17 protein-coding genes are annotated in these 19199 nt (G+C 60.3%); 6 read left to right on the top strand and 11 right to left on the bottom strand.

Annotated elements, in window-relative coordinates; all coding sequences use genetic code 11:
• Positions 1–75: 75 nt before the first annotated feature.
• From Q1B40_RS13960 to Q1B40_RS13930, 7 genes are all read right to left on the bottom strand, one after another.
• Entirely contained in the window at positions 76–1896 is a 1821-nt protein-coding gene (locus tag Q1B40_RS13960; protein WP_299815634.1) for a hypothetical protein, read from the bottom strand.
• Positions 1893–2924, bottom strand: a complete 1032-nt coding sequence (locus tag Q1B40_RS13955; RefSeq protein WP_299815631.1) for a Gfo/Idh/MocA family oxidoreductase — start codon at positions 2922–2924, stop codon at positions 1893–1895. Before Q1B40_RS13955 ends, Q1B40_RS13960 begins: the two co-directional genes overlap by 4 nt.
• A gap of 22 nt (positions 2925–2946) precedes the next feature.
• Positions 2947–4011, bottom strand: a complete 1065-nt coding sequence (locus Q1B40_RS13950; RefSeq protein ID WP_299815628.1) for an ABC transporter permease — start codon at positions 4009–4011, stop codon at positions 2947–2949.
• Positions 4008–5573 (bottom strand): sugar ABC transporter ATP-binding protein, encoded by a 1566-nt coding sequence (locus Q1B40_RS13945; protein ID WP_299815625.1) that lies wholly within the window; start codon positions 5571–5573, stop codon positions 4008–4010. Before Q1B40_RS13945 ends, Q1B40_RS13950 begins: the two co-directional genes overlap by 4 nt.
• Positions 5570–6190: a DUF2291 family protein gene (locus Q1B40_RS13940; protein ID WP_299815622.1), complete on the bottom strand. Its 621-nt coding sequence runs from the start codon at positions 6188–6190 to the stop codon at positions 5570–5572. Before Q1B40_RS13940 ends, Q1B40_RS13945 begins: the two co-directional genes overlap by 4 nt.
• Positions 6191–6346: 156 nt before the next feature.
• Positions 6347–7231 (bottom strand): D-ribose ABC transporter substrate-binding protein, encoded by an 885-nt coding sequence (locus Q1B40_RS13935; RefSeq protein WP_299816526.1) that lies wholly within the window; start codon positions 7229–7231, stop codon positions 6347–6349.
• Positions 7232–7400: 169 nt separating this feature from the next.
• On the bottom strand, positions 7401–8225 hold the full coding sequence (locus tag Q1B40_RS13930) for a phosphogluconate dehydrogenase C-terminal domain-containing protein (RefSeq protein ID WP_299815619.1): 825 nt from the start codon (positions 8223–8225) through the stop codon (positions 7401–7403).
• Between the two features lie 298 nt (positions 8226–8523).
• Between Q1B40_RS13930 and Q1B40_RS13925 the strand changes: the two genes are divergently transcribed.
• Positions 8524–8973 carry a 6,7-dimethyl-8-ribityllumazine synthase gene (locus Q1B40_RS13925; protein WP_299815616.1) on the top strand — a complete coding sequence of 150 codons (450 nt, stop codon included), beginning with the start codon at positions 8524–8526 and terminating at the stop codon, positions 8971–8973.
• A gap of 161 nt (positions 8974–9134) precedes the next feature.
• Here Q1B40_RS13925 and Q1B40_RS13920 read toward each other — a convergent pair whose 3' ends face one another.
• From Q1B40_RS13920 to Q1B40_RS13905, 4 genes are read right to left on the bottom strand one after another with little or no spacing between them, the layout of a single operon-like run.
• Positions 9135–10118: a sugar-binding transcriptional regulator gene (locus Q1B40_RS13920; RefSeq protein WP_299815613.1), complete on the bottom strand. Its 984-nt coding sequence runs from the start codon at positions 10116–10118 to the stop codon at positions 9135–9137.
• A 45-nt stretch (positions 10119–10163) separates the two neighbouring features.
• Positions 10164–11639, bottom strand: coding sequence for an FGGY family carbohydrate kinase (locus Q1B40_RS13915; RefSeq protein ID WP_299815610.1), 1476 nt, complete (start codon positions 11637–11639; stop codon positions 10164–10166).
• 6 nt (positions 11640–11645) lie between these two features.
• On the bottom strand, positions 11646–12605 hold the full coding sequence (locus Q1B40_RS13910; RefSeq protein ID WP_299815607.1) for a transketolase family protein: 960 nt from the start codon (positions 12603–12605) through the stop codon (positions 11646–11648).
• Positions 12605–13423: a transketolase gene (locus Q1B40_RS13905; RefSeq protein ID WP_299815603.1), complete on the bottom strand. Its 819-nt coding sequence runs from the start codon at positions 13421–13423 to the stop codon at positions 12605–12607. Before Q1B40_RS13905 ends, Q1B40_RS13910 begins: the two co-directional genes overlap by 1 nt.
• 250 nt (positions 13424–13673) lie before the next feature.
• Here Q1B40_RS13905 and Q1B40_RS13900 point away from each other — a divergent pair, with 250 nt between their 5' ends.
• From Q1B40_RS13900 to Q1B40_RS13880, 5 genes are all read left to right on the top strand, one after another.
• On the top strand, positions 13674–14603 hold the full coding sequence (locus Q1B40_RS13900; protein ID WP_299816524.1) for an ABC transporter permease: 930 nt from the start codon (positions 13674–13676) through the stop codon (positions 14601–14603).
• 221 nt (positions 14604–14824) lie between these two features.
• Positions 14825–15760: a substrate-binding domain-containing protein gene (locus Q1B40_RS13895; RefSeq protein WP_299815600.1), complete on the top strand. Its 936-nt coding sequence runs from the start codon at positions 14825–14827 to the stop codon at positions 15758–15760.
• Between the two features lie 31 nt (positions 15761–15791).
• Positions 15792–17285: a sugar ABC transporter ATP-binding protein gene (locus Q1B40_RS13890; protein ID WP_299815598.1), complete on the top strand. Its 1494-nt coding sequence runs from the start codon at positions 15792–15794 to the stop codon at positions 17283–17285.
• A 19-nt stretch (positions 17286–17304) separates the two neighbouring features.
• Positions 17305–18087 carry a glucose 1-dehydrogenase gene (locus tag Q1B40_RS13885; protein WP_299815595.1) on the top strand — a complete coding sequence of 261 codons (783 nt, stop codon included), beginning with the start codon at positions 17305–17307 and terminating at the stop codon, positions 18085–18087.
• 308 nt (positions 18088–18395) lie between these two features.
• The gene (locus Q1B40_RS13880) at positions 18396–19187 is read left to right on the top strand and encodes an SDR family oxidoreductase (RefSeq protein WP_299815592.1); all 792 of its coding nucleotides are present in this window, start codon (positions 18396–18398) and stop codon (positions 19185–19187) included.
• Positions 19188–19199 lie beyond the last annotated feature (12 nt).

Raw genomic sequence — 19199 nt, 5'->3', positions numbered from 1 at the left:
CAAACCCTCGTTTCTATGTCGCGTCCCCTAATTTGCGGACGAACCTGATGCGGACATAGCTTATCATTTCCGATGTCACAACCATCTGGTCTCAAACGGCCCCAGCATGTCGTGCCCGACCGTACTGAATTCAAGTTCATTAGATGTCAAATTGGCAATGAGAATCGAACAGCCCGTGGCCGTGTCGAATCCCAGCGCTGCAAGTTTCCGTTCGTCGCTCACCTTGCATTCACGAAGCGGCAGATCCTGCACCCGCGCAAGCTCCGCTATGGCGCGGCCGACAGGCAGGAAGTCGTCTCCCGCGGCCGTCAGCACGCCGCGTGGTCCGGTGAATGCCGCCGGGATCCATTTTTCGATGCCGGCGGCGGCGATGCGTGCCGCATATCCAACCGTCCACGCGGCTGCGAATGCTCCTCGCTGACGCGGGTCGTCGGACGTCATGCAGATCCGTTCGCCGTCCGGATTGTCGAATGTTCTGGACCCGTAGGGGTTCATCCGCATCCCGATCGTGGACGGGCCGATCCTGTAGCTTGTGTCCGCACCTATGATCGCCCTTGCAGAGCGGGTGATATGGGGCAGGGTTTCCAGGGTCTCCATCACGCTGTCATCGTCAGCGGCATGGACGATCGGGCTGGTCGAGTGTGTCACGAAATCGAGCAGATCGAGCGGCGGGCGCTTGCGGTTGAGTTCGGTGAAGTAGCTGAACATGCCTCCGCCGAGCGTGAGGCGGGGAAACGCGCGGCGTGCGGCGCGATAGATGTCCTCAAGGGGCGGGCACGCGGGCCAGTCACTGCCCGGTGGCGTGGACTGACGATCGACAGAGGGACAAACGGCAAGCGAATTCAGAGTTAAGCCGCTGTCGCTCACTTTCCGCGCGAGATCTTCGAATTCCGCCTCAAGGTCGCCTTCGCAGGCAACGACATATTCCAGGTCGTATTCGGCCGGATAGATGTCCTGAAGCGTTTTGTAGTGACCCCAGAATTGCGGCTCGTGATGGGTTGTCGGGTCGAAGTGCAGGAGGATCGATTTCGGCTTCAGCTCGAAGAGGCGGTCGGCGCTGTTGAGCGCGGGCTCGCTTTCTTCCGGCGTGATCAACAGGCCGATGTCCGGCAATTTCGTTCCGGCTGGTGCGTCTACTTCAATCGTGACCGGTCCATCGTGCCCTGCGGCTTGCGAGGAACTCACACCGGTCGTGGTTCTTTCAACAAGGAGTTCGACCTCCTGTTGGTTTTCCTGCCCTCCCGGCAGGATATACGGCCATGGAAGCGCCAGTGGGCGCACATAGGTCTTGTAGGAGGCATCGGACCAGTTGCGCTGATCCTCCATTTCAAAGACATCCCCCTCCATCCGGCAAGTCGCCTTGATGGAGGCCGCCGGCCAGTGGGTAAGGGCGCGGATATTCTTGAAAGGCTGCCAGGGCTCGATCAGTTCCGGGAAAGCGGTTTCCTCGCGGGACCCGTCGCAATGCTCCACTTCTACCGGGGCACCGGCGACATCCCGTATCGGATGCAGGATGTTGAACCCGCAGCGGTTGGTTTCGAAATCCTGTTCGGCGAAGGCTTTCGCGCTGTATCTCAAGCAGCCGTCCGCGCTGCCTTCAATGCGGGTGGATACCTTGAGTGTAGCGCCTGCATTCGCGAAGACGGCGTCATAGCTGACGGTGAATTTTTCCGCCCCTTCCTCAACCCTCATGTCTTCAATGCGAGGCGCCAGAGTTCCCCAGTCGCGATCACGGACGACATAGGATATCGCCCGCAGGATTTCGACGCCCTCGAAGCTGACGTACCTGAGATTGCCGTTCTCAAGCCGTGCCGTCAGCGCACCGGCACGGAGTATCCTGTACGGGGCGGGGGGCTGTGTCGTGCCAAACAGGCTCAGGGCTTCGTCGTCGGTCATCGGTTCGGATCACGCAGATCTATGGTTCGGTTTCCTTCGGCGGCGGAGAGATAGGCCGCCTCCACGAGGTCGAGCGTCTTCAGGTTGTCGGCACCGGAGGTTTCGGGTGTCCCACCGGTGTTGAGGCAGTCGATGAAATGGCGCTGAATGTTGAAGACGCTTTCCTGAATGTTGTGCCAGGGACGCTCGGCCCAAGGGAGCAGCGGCGGCGACACATCCTTCCGTGACGTGCCTTGTGCGTTGTGGATCTCGAGCTGGTAGTTGGACATCAGCCGCAGGGTACCGGTGCTGCCGTCGACTTCAAGCAAGGTCTCGGGGAAATGCTCATGCGGCAGACGGGTGGCATAGCTGCAGTCGACAATGCTGGTCACATCGTTTTCGTGAACAAGCATCATCGTGGCGACATCTTCTGCCCGGATGGCCTGATTGACCCGCTTCGTGCTGGCGCTGATGGATTTCGCGTCGCCGAACAGGAAGCGGGCGATGTCGAGTATGTGGATGCCCAGGTCCTGCACGATGAAACGGTCATCGGTGGCCAGATAGGGTTGGCCCGAATAGACGTCGTAAGCCGAGCGGAAACTGACGCGCCCCCAGAACGCTGTTCCGATTGCCCCGCTTTCGATTTCGGCTTTCGCCTTGCGGATGGCCGACTGCCAGCGGAAGTTCTCATGCACCATCAGGGTGACGCCGGCGGTCGCGGCCAGGTCGGTCATGGTCTTCGCGTCGTGCATGGTGTTCGCGAAGGGCTTCTGGCAGATAATGTTCACACCGCTGGCAGCAACAAGCTGCACAAGCGGCAGATGAGTCTGCACGGTGGTCGCGATGTCGGCGAAGTCGAGGGTCTCGGCCTTGAGCAGCTCCGCGGCATCCGTATAGGTTCTTTCGATCCCGAAGCGCTCGGCCGTCGCATTCAGACGCTCCTCGTCCCGGTCGCAAAGCGCCGTGATTTCGGCACCCTCCACACCGGCCCAGGCATGCATGTGGTTTTGAGCGAAGAAGCCGCAGCCGATCAGTGCACCCTTTTTCATTCCATTCTCCTTGTCGGGCTCTTTATCGGGCTGCTGCCTGCTGCTGCAGGGCTACCCGCGCCTGAAGTCTTTGTTGTGCCTGATCTACGACAACTGCGGCGATGATCACCAGTCCCTTGATGACGGTCTGCCAGAAGGAACTCACGCCCATCATGACAAGACCGTCGGACAGAACCCCGATGACGAAGGCGCCGACAATCGTTCCGCCGATGCGTCCACGGCCACCGGACATGGACGTTCCCCCGAGCACTGCCGCTGCGATGGCATTCAGCTCGAACGTCTCGCCGGTCGCAGGGTGTGAGGCCACGAGCTGGGAAGATATGACCAGGCCGACGATCGCCGCGCAAAAGCCGGAGAACATGTAGACGAACATCTTCACACGATTGACCTTCACACCGGAAAGAGCCGCAGCCTTTTCATTGCCGCCGACGGCATAAATATGCCGGCCGAGGGGGGTTCTGGAGGCGATATAGGCGGCGGCGCAGCCGACCGCGATCAGCAGCCAGATGGAGATAGGTATCCCGAGAATGTTGCCCGTGCCCAGGAGATAGAAGCCCGTCGAGCCGTAGTCCTCCTTGCCGACAAGGTTCGGAAAGGTCGCGCCGTCGGACGACAGCAGCGCCAGTCCGCGCGCCACATAGAGCGTTCCGAGGGTCGCGATGAACGGAGCGACATTCAGCCGGGTTATCAAGAGCCCGTTGATGGCGCCCACCAGCACACCTACGGCCAGGGTGATGAGGATGATCTCGAACAGGTTGAAATAGAGCGAGTATCCGATCCCCAGATCGATGCCGTTGAGGATCAGCCAGCCGGCCACCATGCCGCACAGGCCGACAATCGAGCCCACCGACAGGTCGATACCGCCGGTGATGATGACGAAGGTCATTCCGATCGCCAGAAAGGCGTTCAGGGCCACGTGTTTGGACATGATGACGAAATTGGCTGCGCTCAGGAAGTTTGGCGCCGCCATCGAAAAGAAGGCGAAAACGGCGATCAGAGCGATGAAGGTTCTGAGTTTCAGCAGTAGCAGAACCAGGGGTTGCCCGCCCGAACCGGTCTGACCCTGTGTTGCGGTGAGCGATGTCATCCGTGTTTCCTCTCGTTCATGTGGCCTGCTTCGCCTGAGGGAGCGTGGCCGATCGCGGAAGCCGCGATAATCTGTTCTTCTGTTGCGTCGGGTCCGTTGAATTCACCCGTGATCCGTCCGTTGGACATCACGATGATCCGGTCGGACAGGGACATGACCTCTTCAAGGTCAGAGCTGACAAAGAGTATGCCGAGACCTTCCGCTGCGAGCTTGCGCATGGTGCGGAACACCTCCGCCTTGGCGCCGATGTCGATGCCGCGGCTGGGCTCGTCCATCAAAAGCACCTTGGGCGACGTCATCAGCGCCTTGCCGATCACGACCTTCTGCTGGTTTCCGCCGGACAGCGAACTGACCGGATTTTCCATGCTGGCGATCTTGATGGTGAGGTCGCGAACGAACCGGGCGACGGTTTCCCGCTCCCGGCGCAGGTTGAGATGAATGCCCTTGACGAAGTTCCCGAGACTGGAAAGGGACATGTTCTCCCTGATCGGCAGGATCTGCACCAGCCCCTCTGCCTTGCGGTCCTCCGGTATGAGGGCCAAGCCGCGGGAAATGCGGCCGGCCACATCCGGTTCGTTGAGAGGTTTTCCCTCCACGAAGAACGCACCGCTGCAATTTGGATGCTGCGCCATGATGCATTCGAAAAACTCGGACCGTCCGGCGCCCATCAGACCATAGATGCCGACGATCTCTCCGGCCCGGAGGCTGAGAGAGACATGGTCAACCACAAATTTGCCGGTCTTGCCGATCAGGCAGATGTCTTCGCTGCGGAATATCTCGTCGCCGAACTCATGCTGGACGGTCTTGGCGAAGTCCTTGGAGGCGGCACCGATCATGTTGCGCACGATCCAGGGGACGTCCACGCCTTCCATGGAGCGGGCGCCGGTCCGGACACCGTCCCTGAGCACGGTGATGTAATCGCCAATGCGGATCAGTTCCTCGAGGCGGTGTGAGATATAAACGATGCCGACGCCGCGTTTTTTCAGATCGGCGATCACCCTGAACAGGATCTCCACCTCCGCCGCGCTCAATGCGGATGTCGGCTCGTCCATGATCAGGATGCGGGCATCCTGCGCCAGCGCCTTGGCGATCTCGACAATCTGCTGTTCGCCGATCCGCAGGTCGGAGACCATTGCATCCGGCGAAATGTCGTGTTCCAGCCGCTTGAGAAGTTCGACGGCTTCCTTTTTCTGGTCCCCGGCCGCGATGTCGATGCCCGCCCGGGTTTTCTCCCGCGCGATAAAGATATTGTCGGCCACGGTCATGTTCGGGAAGAGGTTCAGTTCCTGGAACACGATGCCGATGCCGTGGGCAGCGGCCGCGCGGGTGTCGGGAAGGCTCAGACGCTCGCCGTCCTTCAGGATCTCGCCCGATGTCAATTGCTCCACGCCGGCGATGACCTTCATGAGCGTGGATTTTCCCGCGCCGTTCTCGCCGACAAGGACATTGACCGCACCCAGATGGACATCGAAGTCGACGTCATTCAGGGCGAGGGTGCCCGGATAGACCTTGGTCGCACCGCGTACGGAAAGTCCGATCTTGTGATCCGGCGCGGTCATCATTCGCCCACCTTCAGGGCAACGGGCGTGACGAGAAAAGGCTCTTCGGAGCCGCGCACCGTGAAGGCGCCTATGGCGTCGACCTTCCGGCCGACGAGCGCGTCGCGCGGCAGATCTTTCAGCGCTGCCTCATAGGCGCGCGTGTTCAGGGCTCTCGACAACTGGGCAAATTCGATCTGGTCGGAAAAGGATGTGAAGTCGATAAACGGCAGGACATCGCGAAGCGCCGTGCCGCGGATAACCGGGCCGAGCTGCAGGGTGACATCCGCTTCCCCGTCTCCGTCCACATCGATGTCGGCGGTGGCGGCGCGGGTGTCTGTCCGGGCCGAGACGATCGTGCCGGTGATCCTCGTGGCGAAGTTCCAGGGACTGCCCTCGCTTGCCGGACGATAGCCGTTTGCGTCGCCCGCAGCGTCGAGATCCTCGGCGATCGCTGACGCCAGGGACTTCATGTCAGTCGATGTTTCCTGAAGATGCGGGACGACCTGTGTGTCCCAGATGTCAGCGACCAGAGTATTCATGTCGCCGCCGGGCTGGCTGGACACGACGTCCTGGCCGTCGCCACCTGCAACGATATCGTTTTTCTCAAGCTTACAGCCGCCAAGGGCGGCAACAATCATGACCATACAAATTGACGGAGCTAAGCCGCGATGCACCTTGCATCCTCCCGAATAAAACTTACCCATGCCTTGCGGCCGCTGGCAGCAGGCAAGGGGTCAGGTATTATGAAAGGGTCCGGTTGCGACGGACAGGATCCGCCGCAACCGATCTCGATTTTATTTCAGTGCGAAGGTTTCGAGATTGCCGGCGTTCGATGCGTTGATCAGCACGCAGTCCATCAGCTGCTTTTCATCCTGACCGGTGGAACCGGTCTTCAGATACTGATCGGCCTGCTCGACTGCGAGCTCTGCCTGGCGGAAGGCCGGCTGAAGAACCGTTGCCTTGATACCGCCTTCGAGGATCGAATCGCGGACATCGTTGCTGCCGTCAAATCCGACCACGATCACGTCCGTACGGCCGGCCGCTTTCAGAGCGGACCAGGCACCCATGGCCATGGTGTCGTTTCCGGAGATGACGCCCTTGATGTCCGGATTGGCCTGGAGGATGGTTTCCATCTTCTCGTAGGCTTCCGTCTGGCTCCAGTTCGCGGACTGCTGAGCGACCATCTTCATGTCCGGATACTGGTCGATGACGTCATGGTAGCCTGAGGAGCGGATGCCGGCGTTGGTGTCGGATTCCTTGCCGACGAGTTCGGCATAATTGCCTGCTTCGCCCATCAACTTGACGAACTCTTCAGCGCCGAGCTGGGCACCCTGGTAGTTGTTGGAAACGATCTGGGAGACCGCAACACCGGTTTCGGAAATTTCCCGGTCGATCAGGAAGGACGGGATCCCGGCTTCCTTGGCCCGGCGGACCGGTGCGACGGAGGCGTCTGCTCCGGCGTTGTCCAGGATGATGGCCTTTGCGCCGCGAGCGATCGCGGTGTCAAAGAGTTCGCTCTGCTTGTTCGGATCGTCGTCGTGAACGAGCACCAGCGTTTCGTAGCCGAGCGCTTCTGCGCGCTGTTGTGCGCCTTCCGCTTCAGACTTGAAGAAAGGGTTATCATGCGAAGGCGTGATAATCGCGATCAGATCCGCTGCGGATGCATAGGCGGGCGCCATGAGAGTAGCTGCAAGCGCAGCCCCTGCAAGGAGCGTTCTGCGAGTGAATGTCATATAGTCCTCCCGTTTAACGTAGAAATTTCAGTCTTCAGTGCCGAACCGCTCCAACAAGTTCAGAGCTTCCGGTTCGTTCAAGTTGCCTGCGCCGGTCAGGACGCAGGAACTCCGATCAGGTGATCCGCCGGATGCTTTCCTTGATTTCCTCCGGCTTGAACACGCCAATCCAGTCATCACGCATGAGGCGTGTTTTTCCATTTACGATTGCCTTGTTGCAGGCATCCGAAAAGACGCCGTCAACTTCCTCCATGACAACCGCGCCAAGAACATTCATGTGGCCGAGCAGAAAATCGCGCGCCGCCTGGCGGTCGACGCCGAGGCGCACGACTTCTTCCATGGCCTCCTTCATGACCACGAGGAGCGTGGCGCAGACTGTCTCGGACAAGCCGGGCTCAAGAAGCGCCATCTGTTCGACGGTGATGCGATGTGACCGCAGGATCGGTTTGAAGATCGTCTTCGCGATATCCTCGCCAATCGCAAAGTGCTCTTCCGGCCCTTGCATGAGGGCGCTGACAATGGCCTGCTTCGCTGCGATGCCACCGAAATGGTCGCGCTTTGCGGACATGTCGGTTTCATCGTTGAAGATCGGCGGATGGCAAGGATGCGTGACGAAGAAGGTGATGTCGTCCCGCTTCGGAAAATGGCCTGCGAAAGGAGCGGCCGCATCCAGCGCGATCAGGATGGTTCCCGGGTCGAGCTTGTCGACAATGCTGCTGGAGACCGCCTTGATAGCCGTGTCCGGCACTGCCAGGATAACTGCACGGGCACCTTGCAGGGCCTTGTCGATATCGACGCAATCGGCCCCGACTTCGGACTTCAGCCGCTTCTTGCCTTCATCGCTGACTTCCACGTGAGCAACGTCGTATCGGGAGCCCTTCAAATTATGGGAGAGTCGCACTCCCATTTTTCCCCCCGCACCTATGAGCGCGATTTTCATGGTTCCTCCCAAGTTTATGATTTTTATGAATCCACAGTGAAATTTGGATGTCAACTGGTATGATGACATTATTATTATCTGCACTCGGACGTATGTGTCTAGCTAAATTCCGATGGTGCAAATCAATTGGGCAGGGATGAATTCGTTGCAGCTATGCGGTGGGGCAAAGCGTCCCCTGGGTCAAATACGTCTGAAATGATGTGGCGGGACGCGTCGGCTTGAGCCATAAGAAGCCAAGCTGGCCTTGCGGTTATGAAACAGCGAGCCTCAGGAAAAACGGGAAGAAGGAACGGGACCTTTGAGCACAACCAGGAAATTCGCCTTCATAAAGGCACGCTGGCACGCGGATATCGTCGACAAGGCGTTCGACGGCTTCAAGCAGAGATTGTCGGAACTCGCTCCTGGAGCAGAAGTGGAAAGCTTCGATGTTCCGGGCGCGTTCGAAATGCCGCTCGTTGCTCTCAAACTGGCCGAGACGGGAAAATACGATGCCATTGCCGCGGCTGCGCTTGTCGTCGACGGCGGCATCTATCGCCACGATTTTGTTGCTCAGGCGGTGGTTTCGGGACTGATGGATGCCGGGCTCAAGTCGGGTGTTCCGGTGCTTTCGGTCTCCCTGACACCGCATCACTTCCAGCCGACCAATGAGCATGAGGGCTTCTTCAGCGAGCATTTCGTCAAGAAGGGCAAGGAAGCCGCGGACGCCGCAGTCAGCGCTTCCGATCTGGTGGCGCGGCTCGGCGCGTAACCAGTTGCTTCCGCGCGGTGGCTGCCCGAGTTGGAGCATCACTCCTTGGCCGCCCCGGACTTGATCCGGGGCCGTCCGGTGGTCCCGGGTCAAGTCCGGGACAGCACTGGGGGGTGCTGATGACGTACCTGCATATGCAGGCCTTTCCGCCAGATTGAATCCTAAAGAGGTTTTGCCTGCGCTTCGGCTTGAGGCGTGGCGACCAGTCGCTCGGCGGTGAACCTGTCGGTGATCAGAACATCGATCTTGCCGGTTCTCAGCGCGCCGCGAATGGCCTCGGTCTTGGTTTCGCCGCCCGCCAGCGCGACGACACGCTCTACATGCGCCAGATCTTCCAGTGGCATGCCGATCACCCGGTCATCCAACGGAGTTTTGACGGTTCCGCCATCCTGGTCGAAGAACCTCAGGCTGATGTCGCCGACGCCCCCGGCCTCCTTGACCGCGGCCAGTTCGTTCGGCGTGAAAATGTTGCCGGAGCGGGCCAGCATCCAGGAGGGTTCCAGTGCGCCGATGCCGACGATGGCGAGGGTTATGCGGCTGAACAGGTCGATGGTCTCGCGGATGTAGGGATCGCTGAGCAGGACAAGCTTGGCTTCCCGCGATTGTGCGACACCGGGGGCACTCAGCAACCGGGCCTCGGCGCCGGTCAGTTTGGCAAGCCGGGAGGTCAGTTGCGTGGCGTGGATCTGAACCGTCGGGTCTCCCATGCCGCCCAGGGTCTGGACGACGTATTTCGCCTTGCCGTTTTTCATCGGATGGATGTTGTCGACCATCTTGAGAATGGTCTGGCTCCAGCTGGAAACGCCAATGATCTCGCCGGGCTGCAATGTTGCCTCGATGATATGCGCGGCGGCTTCGCCGATGCGGGCCATGATCGCGCCTTCGCGGTCCTCGGAGCATTCCACCACGATGGCTTCGGCGAGCCCGAACGCTTCCCTGAGCCCTGTCTCCAGTTCGCTGTAGGTCCCCGACGGCGCGACGACCGTGGTGCGCACGATCTCCTCCTCCACGGCCTTCTTGAGCATTCTGGAAACCGTTGCCTGGGAGATGCGCAGATGTTTGGCGATATCGGCCTGCCGCTTGCCCTCGATGTGATACATCTGGGCAACCCGAGCGATCATGCGTAATTCATTCAGGCGCGACACGTCATCAGCTCCAGTTGTTCGGGTCCGGCTCCTATGAATAAATATTCAAATATTGATAATTGTCGAGCGGCGAATTGCGATCTGCCAGTTTTCCAGGGAACGAGCCCGCATTTCGTTGGCCATATCGGGACCCAGTTCCGTGCCACGTCTCTTCAGGCCTGAAATGGCCGCCAGGTCCGGCCAGACACCCGCCGCAAGGCCTGCCAGATAGGCCGCTCCCAGGGCGGAGGCTTCGGTGTTGTCGCACATTGTGACTGGGTGGTTGAGATAATCGGCAACCAGCTTCATCAGGAAGGGATTGCGGCTCGGGCCGCCATCGACGAAAAGCCGCCCAATTCCATGCCCGGTTGCGCCGGCCATGATCGTGTAGATGTCGTTCACCTGAAAGGCCATGCTCTCGGCGGCCGCGCGGGCCACATGAGCCGGGCCTGAGGAAAATGTGAGGCCGCTTATCAGGCCGCGTGCGTCCGCCTGCCAGTGTGGCGCGCCGAGACCGACATGCGCTGGCACCACGGTAACGCCCAGGCACTCGTCGACGGTCTGTGCAAGATCGAGAAGGGCGTCGACACTTTCCAGGCCAAGCAATTCCGTCGTCCATGGCAAAATGGCGGCGCTGACCAGAATGTTGCCCTCGAACGCATAGGTCATCTTGCCGCCAATGGACCAGGAAATCGTTGTGGTGACGCCTTGTGGCGGTGCAATGAATTCGGGGATTGTCGTCATGAATGACGAACCGGTGCCGAAGGTGATCTTGCCGTCGCCCGCGCCAAAAGCGCCGTGGCCGAAGAGGGCCGCGTGGGAGTCGCCCACAGCCGCAGCAATCGGGATGCCGCCGCGAAGGCCGGGCACATCCGTCGTGACGCCGAAAACGTGGGAGGAGTCCCTCACTTGCGGCAGCGCCGCTTTTGGGACGCCGAAGAGCGCGCACAGCGTGTCGTCCCAATTGCCGGTCGTGATATCGAGAAGCTGGGTCCGTGCCGCGTTGGAACGGTCGGTCATGTGGGCCTGCCCGCCGGAGAAGCTCCAGATGAGCCAGGAATCGACCGTGCCCAGACAGATATCGGCGGGGTCGCGTCCCTGGCAGTGGTTATCGAGCAACCATCTGGCCTTCGTTGCGGGAAACATCGGGTCGAGCGGCAGTCCGGTCAACCGGAGCACCGAAGGTTCATGGCCGGCGGATTTGAGCTCGCTGCAGGCTGCAGCGGTGCGCCGGCACTGCCAGGTAATGACCGGGCCAAGCGGCTCGCCGGTCGCTCTGTCCCAGACGAGCATCGATTCGCGCTGGTTGGAAATTCCAAGTGCGGCGATGTCGACGTCCGGCGCTGCCGACAGGCAGGACCCTATTGCGGCAAGGGTGGCGGACCAGATTTCCTCAGCCGATTGCTGAACCCAGCCGGGCCGGGGATGCTCTGTCGGGACAGGCGCGCTGCCACTGGCAAGAATATCGCCGTTTTCGCCGATGAGGACGGCCTTGCTGTTGGTCGTTCCCTCGTCAATCGCCAGCACCGCCCGGATGGTCATCGTCGATCAGGCCTTCTTCTTCATGAGCTCCGCGGCGCTGCCGGCGATGCCTTCAGGGGACATGCCGAATTCGTCCAGCAGGAAGTTTGCGGATCCTGTCGGGGCGAATATGCCCGGCACGCCCAACAGCTTCATCGGTACGGGCCGGGTTTCAACAACAACTTCGGCGACCGCACTGCCGAGCCCACCGTAAACTGTATGTTCCTCGCAAGTAAGGATCGCGCCGGTTTCGTTCGCTGCCGCCAGGACCGCGTCCCGATCGATGGGGCGGACGGTCGCCATGTTGAGCACCCGGGCGGAGATACCGCGCTCAGCGAGCACTTGCGCGGCAGCCATGGCCCGGTGGGTGAGAACGCCGTTGGCGACGATGGTCAGGTCGGTGCCGTCGCGCAGCATATTGGCCTTGCCGAGTTCGAAGACATGTCCTTCGGAAAGAAGATCCGGGACGCCGACGCGGCTCAGGCGCAGAAAGACCGGGCCCTCATATTGTGCGGACCATTTCACAGCGGCAATGGTTTCGGCCCGATCCGCCGGGGCGATCACCGGAACATTGGGCAGCGCCCGTATCCAGGCGAAATCCTCGATCGAATGGTGGGTCGGTCCGAGTTCGCCATAGGCCATGCCCGAGCTGATGCCGCAGAGTTTCACATTGGTGTTGGTATAGGCGACATCGGCCTTGATCTGTTCCAGTGCACGGCCGGTCAGAAAGCACGATGCGGCACAGACAAATGGGATCTTGCCGCCATTGGCAAGGCCGGCACCCACGCCGACCATATTCTGTTCCGCGATGCCGACATTGACCAGCCGGTCCGGCCATCTGTCGCGAAACCCGCCCAGCTTGCTGGAGCCGACGGAGTCGTTGCACACGGCGATGATGTCGTTGTTGGTCTGCGCGAGCGCCTCGAGCGTGCCGACAAAGGCGTCGCGGCAGTCGTAGAGTTGCGCCGGTGGTACCGAGATCGTCATCAAAGTGCCTCCTCGAGTTCGCGCATCGCCTGCTTGTACTGGTCCGCGCTGGGAACCTTGTGGTGCCATGCGACGTCGTCGGTCATGAACGAGATGCCCTTTCCCTTGAATGTGTGGGCGACGATGCATTTCGGTTTGCCGGGAGTGATCGCACCGCGGTCAAGCACCGCGCTGATCGCCGCCATGTCATGGCCGTCGATTTCTTCCACAGCCCAGCCGAAGGCCTCCAGCTTGGGAGCGAAGGGGGCGACATCATTCGTGTCGGCCAGGCGCGCGCCCTGTTGCAGCCGGTTGTGGTCGATGATCAGGGTCAGGTTGTCCAGATTGAACTGGGCAGCGGCCATGATCGCCTCCCAGTTGGAGCCTTCCTGCATTTCGCCGTCGCCCGTGACGACGAAAGTCCTCCAGTCCGCCTTGTCGAGTTTGGCGGCCATCGCCATTCCGACACCGATCGGAAGGCCGTGACCGAGCGGACCGGTATTGGCCTCGACGCCGGGCACCTTGGTGCGGTTGGGGTGTCCGTTCAGACGGGAATGCGGTTTCAGGAAGGTGCTGATCTCATCCTTGGGAATGAAGCCTTTTTCGGCGAGCGTCACATAGAGCGCGCAGGCCGTGTGTCCCTTGCTGAGGACCAGACGGTCCCGGTCCGGCGCATCGGGATGGGCCGGATCGATGTTCAAAACCCGAAAATAAAGCGCTGTCAGGATGTCTGTTACCGACATTTCACCGCCAATGTGGCCGGCACCGGCTTCGAAAACCGCCTGAAGATCCCGCCGCCTGATATGATTTGCGATAACGCGGAGCTCACTGGGTGTCATGACATGCTTACCCTTGCATAATTATTCTGATATTATTAAACATGCACAAAGGAAAGCTGTCAAGCAGGTTTCAGATTCCGTCAATGGAAGAATACAGAGATTACCGGGGATTTTTAGATCTTTTCGGATCTTGACAGACGAAAAACTGCTGAGTATGATTTTTTTGCATACATGAATAAATATTCGTGTTTGGGAGGAGGAGATGACGGTGACAGCCGATCATGACGTTGGAAAATCGCGTTTGCTGGAAATGGTCTCGATCCGCGGGGCTACAGGGCCGCTGATCGGTCTGCTCCTGCTGTGCGTGTTTCTTTCAATCGCGACGGACTCGTTCCTGTCGTTCAGAAACTTCCTGAACATTCTCGATCAGATCACCGTGTTGGGCATCATGGCTGTCGGCATGACCTTTGTTATTCTGATTGGTGGCATCGATCTTTCGGTCGGATCGGTGCTGGCGCTTTCCATGATGGTGCTGGGCTATCTCAACGTGGAAGCGGGGATGCCGATGGCGATTGCCATCAGCGGAGCGCTGCTGGCCTCGGCCGTCGCCGGTGCGGTGTCCGGGCTGCTGATCACGGCCTTCAGGATTCCCGCCTTCATCGCGACGCTGGCCATGATGTCGATCGCACGCGGTGTGGCGAACATGATCACCAACGGCTCGCAGATCATCGGCTTTCCCGCCTGGTTCAACATGGGCGCGATCATTCGCTATGGCGGATTTCTGACCATGACGGTTGCCGTCATGCTGATCGTTTTTACCGTGGCGACACTTTATCTGCGTTACCGCGAAGGCGGGCGTTCGCTTTATGCGATCGGCGGCAACCCGGAAGTGGCGCGTCTTGCGGGGATCAATGTCCAACGCACGACGGTGCTGGTCTATGTGGCTTCCGCGGTCCTGTCCGGGCTGGCCGGGGTCCTGCTCGCGGCGCGCCTGGATGCAGTGCAGCCGAGTTCGGGTGTGGCCTATGAACTGGATGCCATCGCGGCGGTGGTCATCGGCGGCACCAGTCTCTCCGGCGGGACAGGTGGCGTTGTCGGGACCATCGTCGGTGTCCTGATCATCGGCGTCTTGCGCAACGGCCTCAACCTGATCGGCGTGTCGCCCTTCCTGCAGGCCGTCATCATCGGTTCGGTCATTGTCCTTGCCGTTGCTGTCGAGACGATCAAACGCCGGAGCTGACGGAAAGACATCGCCGGGAGCCTGGGAGGACCGGACGAAATACTCCCGTTTGCCGCCAGGTGTCCTGTGGCTGGAAGTTTATAGGGAGTATCCCGCAAGTTACTGAAACAGATCGATTTTTCTTCCGGTTGGACGAGGAACGATCAAGCGAAGGGTCGGCGAGAGCCGGGCTAAATCGGGTCAGCAGAAGAACGACCCAAATCAGAGTGGAGGAGAATTCAATGAAGACGACAATGAAGGCAATGGTTGCTGCGGTCGCAACGACCTTGATGGCCGGGTCGGCCCTGGCCGGCGAAGTGAACAAGATCGGCCTCGCGGTTCCGAACCTGCAGGCGGACTTCTTCAACCAGATCAAACTCGGCGTTGAAGCCTATGCCGGGGAGAAGGGTATCGAAGTGATCGTTGTCGATGCCAAGAACGACACGGCAACGCAGGTCAATCAGGTCCAGGACCTGATCACCCAGGGGATCGATGCATTCATCTATATCCCGGCAGGTGCGGCGGCTGCTGCTGTTCCGACCAGACTGGCAAGGGCTGAAGGCATTCCGGTCATCAACGTCGACCGGACACCTGAAGGCGCTCCCGGCGACACGTTCATCGCCGGCGAAAGCGTCGAATCCGCTTATCAGGTCTGCAACCACATCATTGGCCTGGCCGAAGGCAAAGGCAAGATGGCCATCATTCACGGCCAGAAGGGCACCACGCCGGAAGTCGACCGTTTCAAGGGGTGCAAGCGCGCCATCGACGAAAATCCGGGCATCGAGCTGGTGACCCAGCAGTGGAGCCAGATGTGGTCTCCCGATGAGGGCTTTTCCATTGCCCAAAACATGCTTCAGGCGCATCCCGACATCAAGCTGATCTTCGGACAGGCGGACGGGCTGGCCATGGGTGCGGCCAAGGCTGTCGATGTCGCGGGTCTCTCCGACACGGTCATCATCGGCGGTTATGACGGCGACGTCGCGGCCCTGGAATATCTGGCAAAATGCGAAGGTCCGTTCATTGTGACCGCAACGCAGAGCACGCAGCTGATGGGCCGCCTTGCGGTGGATTCCGCCCTGAAGGTTGCCGCCGGTGAGGAAGTGCCGGAGCGCCAGATCCCCAATGCCGTGCTGACGACCTGCGCGGACGCTCCGAAGTTCGTGGAAAAGCACCCGTAAGCTGCGGCGCGATCAGAAGAAAGGCGGCGCCATGACCTCCGACGGCAGATCTCCGATCCTTACACTGCGGAACATTCACAAGTCCTATGGACCGATTGAAGTTCTGCACGGTATCGACATGGATATCCACGCCGGCGAGGTCGTGGCGCTGCTTGGCGAAAACGGCGCCGGAAAATCGACACTGTCGAACATCATTTCCGGAACGGTCCTGCCGAGCGCCGGGACAATGACCTGGCAGGGCGCGTCCTACGCGCCCGCCAATCCCCGCGAAGCGATAGATGCGGGCGTCGGCATGATCCATCAGGAACTGCTGCTGCTGCCGCATCTGACCATTGCCGAGAACATTTTTGTCGGGCGCTACCCGATGAAGCACGGGCGGGTCGACCGCAGGGAAATGGAAAGCCGCGCGCATCGCGGCCTTGAACGTCTGGGGCTCGACATTTCGCCGCGGCAGTATGTCGAAGGGCTTTCGACCGCCAGCCAGCAGCTGATCGAGATCGCCAAGGCGCTGACGCTCAATGCGAAGCTTCTCATTCTCGATGAACCCACCGCCGCCCTGGGCGGCGAAGAGACCAAGCTGCTCTTCAAGCAGATCGAGCGGCTGAAATCCGAAGGTGTCGGCATCGTCTACATCTCGCACCGCCTGGAGGAGATCAAGCAGATCGCCGACCGGATCGTCGTCATGCGCGACGGCCACAAGGTGCAGGAATTCGACACCGCCGATCTTCCGGTGCGCACCATCGTGGAGGCGATGGTCGGACGCAGCATGGAGCAGATGTTTCCGCCGCTGGCTGTTCCGGACGAGGAAACCGTGCTGGAAGTCAGCAATTTTTCGTCGCCCTCGGGTCGGTTCACCGATGTGAATTTCTCCGTCCGCAAGGGCGAAATCTTCGGGATTGCGGGCCTGATCGGCGCCGGACGAACGGAACTGGTGCGGGCGATCGCGGGCGCGGATCCGATACGCTCCGGGTCGGTCAGGCTGAACGGGCGGGATATCACGCCGAACTCGCCCCGCGATGCCATCCGGAACGGCATTGTGCTGGTGCCGGAGGACCGCAAGCTGCAGGGGGTGATCCTCGATCACAGCATCGCGGAGAACATCGCCTATTCGAATTTTGAATCGGTCGCCACGGCCGGATGGATCAGGTCGCATCGGGTACGGGAATTCGCTGATAAAAGCATCCGCAAGTTCGGCGTGAAGGGGACGGGCCGCCAGAAGGCATCCGAGATGTCCGGTGGCAACCAGCAGAAAGTCGTCATCGCCAAGTGGCTTGCCCGCAATCCGCGCGTGGTGCTTCTGGACGAACCGACGCGCGGGATCGACGTCGGGGCGCGATCCTCGATCTACGAGATCATTCACGCACTCGCCGCCGACGGCGTGGCGGTGATCGTGGTCAGCTCCGATCTTGAGGAAGTGCTTGGCGTCTCGAACCGTATCCTGGTTATGGCGGCGGGCCGGCAGACCGGTATTCTGGATCGTGACGAAGCAAACGATGTTTCGGTCATGGAACTGGCAACCGCATGATTTGCGAAGGTAACAAGAGATGAATCGTTTCGACGGAAAAACAGTTGTCATCACCGGCGGCAACAAGGGGATCGGCTACGCCATTGCCGAGCGCTTCACCGCGGAGGGCGCCAATGTGGTGATCGCTTCGGTCGAGCCGCAGGTGGAAGAGGCCGCCGCGAAGCTTCGCGAGAGCGGTGCCGCAGCGTCCGGCGTCGTATGTGACGTAACGGATCCGGACGCCGTGCGGGCGCTTTACGAGCGCGCCTTCGATGAGTTTGGCCAGGTGGATATTTCGGTGCAGAACGCCGGCATCATCACCATTGCCAAGGTCGAGGACCTGACGGAAGACAAGTGGGACGCCACCATGGCGGTCAACACCAAGGGCGTGTTCCTGTGCTGCCAGGAAGCGATCCGGCAGATGCGCAAGCATGGGCGTGGCGGGCGACTGATCAACACGGCCTCCGGCCAGGCGCGCGACGGGTTCATCTACACCCCGCATTATGCCGCCTCGAAGTTCGGCGTCATGGGTCTGACCCAGAGCCTTGCGAAGGAAGTCGCCCTGGAAGGTATCACGGTAAACGCCATCTGCCCCGGCATCATCAAGACGGACATGTGGGATTATAACGACCGGGTGTGGGGACAGATGCTGGGCGATTTCGGTCCGGGCGAACTGATGGCGAGCTGGGTTCAGAACATCCCCATGAAGCGCGCGGGCGAGGGCAAGGACGTGGCCGGACTGATCGCCTTTCTTGCCAGTGAAGACGCCGACTACATCACCGGCCAGACCATCAATGTGGATGGTGGGCTGATCATGTCCTAGGGTGTGGACCCATAAAATTATGCTTTCAGGTCGTTCAGAAAATGATTGGCGCCAAGGCGCAAGATCGCAGGAAACCTTTCTGGTTTTCAAGATTTTGCAACGCTGGAGACAGTCGCTTTCTGAACGATCCGAAGGACATCAATCCGGCTGCGAAGAGCCGCGTCAAAGCCTTTGCCCCATGCACCAGCATGGCTCTTCAGGCTTTTCCTTGCTCTTCTTTGTCGGATTGATGCCTGAATGTACAATTTTATGGGTCCACACCCTAGGACGACGGAATATATCCGGAGTTCCTGCGAGGATGGAAAAAAGTGGCTGAAATTACCTTGAACGCACCGGCGCTTTTCGGCCTTTCAGGCCGGGTGGCGCTTGTCACCGGTGCCGGCAGCGGCATCGGTCAGCGCATCGCAATGGGGCTTGCGCAATGCGGCGCGGATGTGGGGCTGCTGGACCGTCGCACGGATGACGGCCTGGCACAGACAGCGGATTTCATTGCTAAGACCGGGCGCAGGTCTGTCCAAATCGCGGCGGATGTGACGTCCGAGGATGCACTTGCCGATGCGGTGAGGCGTGTCGAGGCTGAGCTCGGGCCGTTGACGCTGGCGGTCAACGCGGCGGGCATCGCCAATGCAAGTCCCTGCGAAGAGATGAGCGAAGATCAGTACCAGACCCTCATGGACATCAACATGAAGGGCGTCTGGCTTTCCTGCCGGGCGGAAGGGCGGGCGATGCTGGCGCACGGCAAGGGCGGGTCCATCGTGAACATCGCCTCCATGTCCGGCGTGATCGTCAACCGGGGCCTGTCGCAGGTGCATTACAACGCCTCGAAGGCGGGCGTCATTCACATGTCGAAATCGATGGCGATGGAATGGGTGGGCCGGGGGATCCGGGTCAATTCCATCTCTCCCGGCTATACCGCGACACCCATGAACACCCGGCCGGAAATGGTGCACCAGACCAGGGAGTTCGAAAGCCAGACGCCCATGCAGCGCATGGCGAATGTGGATGAGATGGTCGGCCCGGCGGTCTTCCTTCTGTCGGATGCCGCGTCCTACTGCACCGGCGTCGACCTGCTGGTGGACGGCGGCTTCTGCTGCTGGTGAGGGCCCCAGACC

The sequence above is a fragment of the uncultured Roseibium sp. genome (assembly GCF_947496995.1).
Taxonomy (GTDB): domain Bacteria; phylum Pseudomonadota; class Alphaproteobacteria; order Rhizobiales; family Stappiaceae; genus Roseibium.
Note: the sequence above shows the minus strand (reverse complement) of the source record. Positions and strands in the feature narration are given on the sequence as shown.

Bases quoted from the DNA above. Each gene is read 5' to 3' on its own strand.
- Q1B40_RS13960 (WP_299815634.1), bottom strand. From the start codon at position 1,896: ATGACCGACGACGAAGCCCTGAGCCTGTTTGGCACGACACAGCCCCCC.
- Q1B40_RS13905 (WP_299815603.1), bottom strand. From the start codon at position 13,423: ATGACACCCAGTGAGCTCCGCGTTATCGCAAATCATATCAGGCGGCGG.
- Q1B40_RS13900 (WP_299816524.1), top strand. From the start codon at position 13,674: ATGGTCTCGATCCGCGGGGCTACAGGGCCGCTGATCGGTCTGCTCCTG.
- Q1B40_RS13945 (WP_299815625.1), bottom strand. From the start codon at position 5,573: ATGATGACCGCGCCGGATCACAAGATCGGACTTTCCGTACGCGGTGCG.
- Q1B40_RS13955 (WP_299815631.1), bottom strand. From the start codon at position 2,924: ATGAAAAAGGGTGCACTGATCGGCTGCGGCTTCTTCGCTCAAAACCAC.
- Q1B40_RS13930 (WP_299815619.1), bottom strand. From the start codon at position 8,225: ATGAAAATCGCGCTCATAGGTGCGGGGGGAAAAATGGGAGTGCGACTC.
- Q1B40_RS13940 (WP_299815622.1), bottom strand. From the start codon at position 6,190: ATGATTGTTGCCGCCCTTGGCGGCTGTAAGCTTGAGAAAAACGATATC.
- Q1B40_RS13890 (WP_299815598.1), top strand. From the start codon at position 15,792: ATGACCTCCGACGGCAGATCTCCGATCCTTACACTGCGGAACATTCAC.
- Q1B40_RS13915 (WP_299815610.1), bottom strand. From the start codon at position 11,639: ATGACCATCCGGGCGGTGCTGGCGATTGACGAGGGAACGACCAACAGC.
- Q1B40_RS13910 (WP_299815607.1), bottom strand. From the start codon at position 12,605: ATGACGATCTCGGTACCACCGGCGCAACTCTACGACTGCCGCGACGCC.
- Q1B40_RS13950 (WP_299815628.1), bottom strand. From the start codon at position 4,011: ATGACATCGCTCACCGCAACACAGGGTCAGACCGGTTCGGGCGGGCAA.
- Q1B40_RS13935 (WP_299816526.1), bottom strand. From the start codon at position 7,231: ATGGCGCCCGCCTATGCATCCGCAGCGGATCTGATCGCGATTATCACG.
- Q1B40_RS13895 (WP_299815600.1), top strand. From the start codon at position 14,825: ATGAAGACGACAATGAAGGCAATGGTTGCTGCGGTCGCAACGACCTTG.
- Q1B40_RS13885 (WP_299815595.1), top strand. From the start codon at position 17,305: ATGAATCGTTTCGACGGAAAAACAGTTGTCATCACCGGCGGCAACAAG.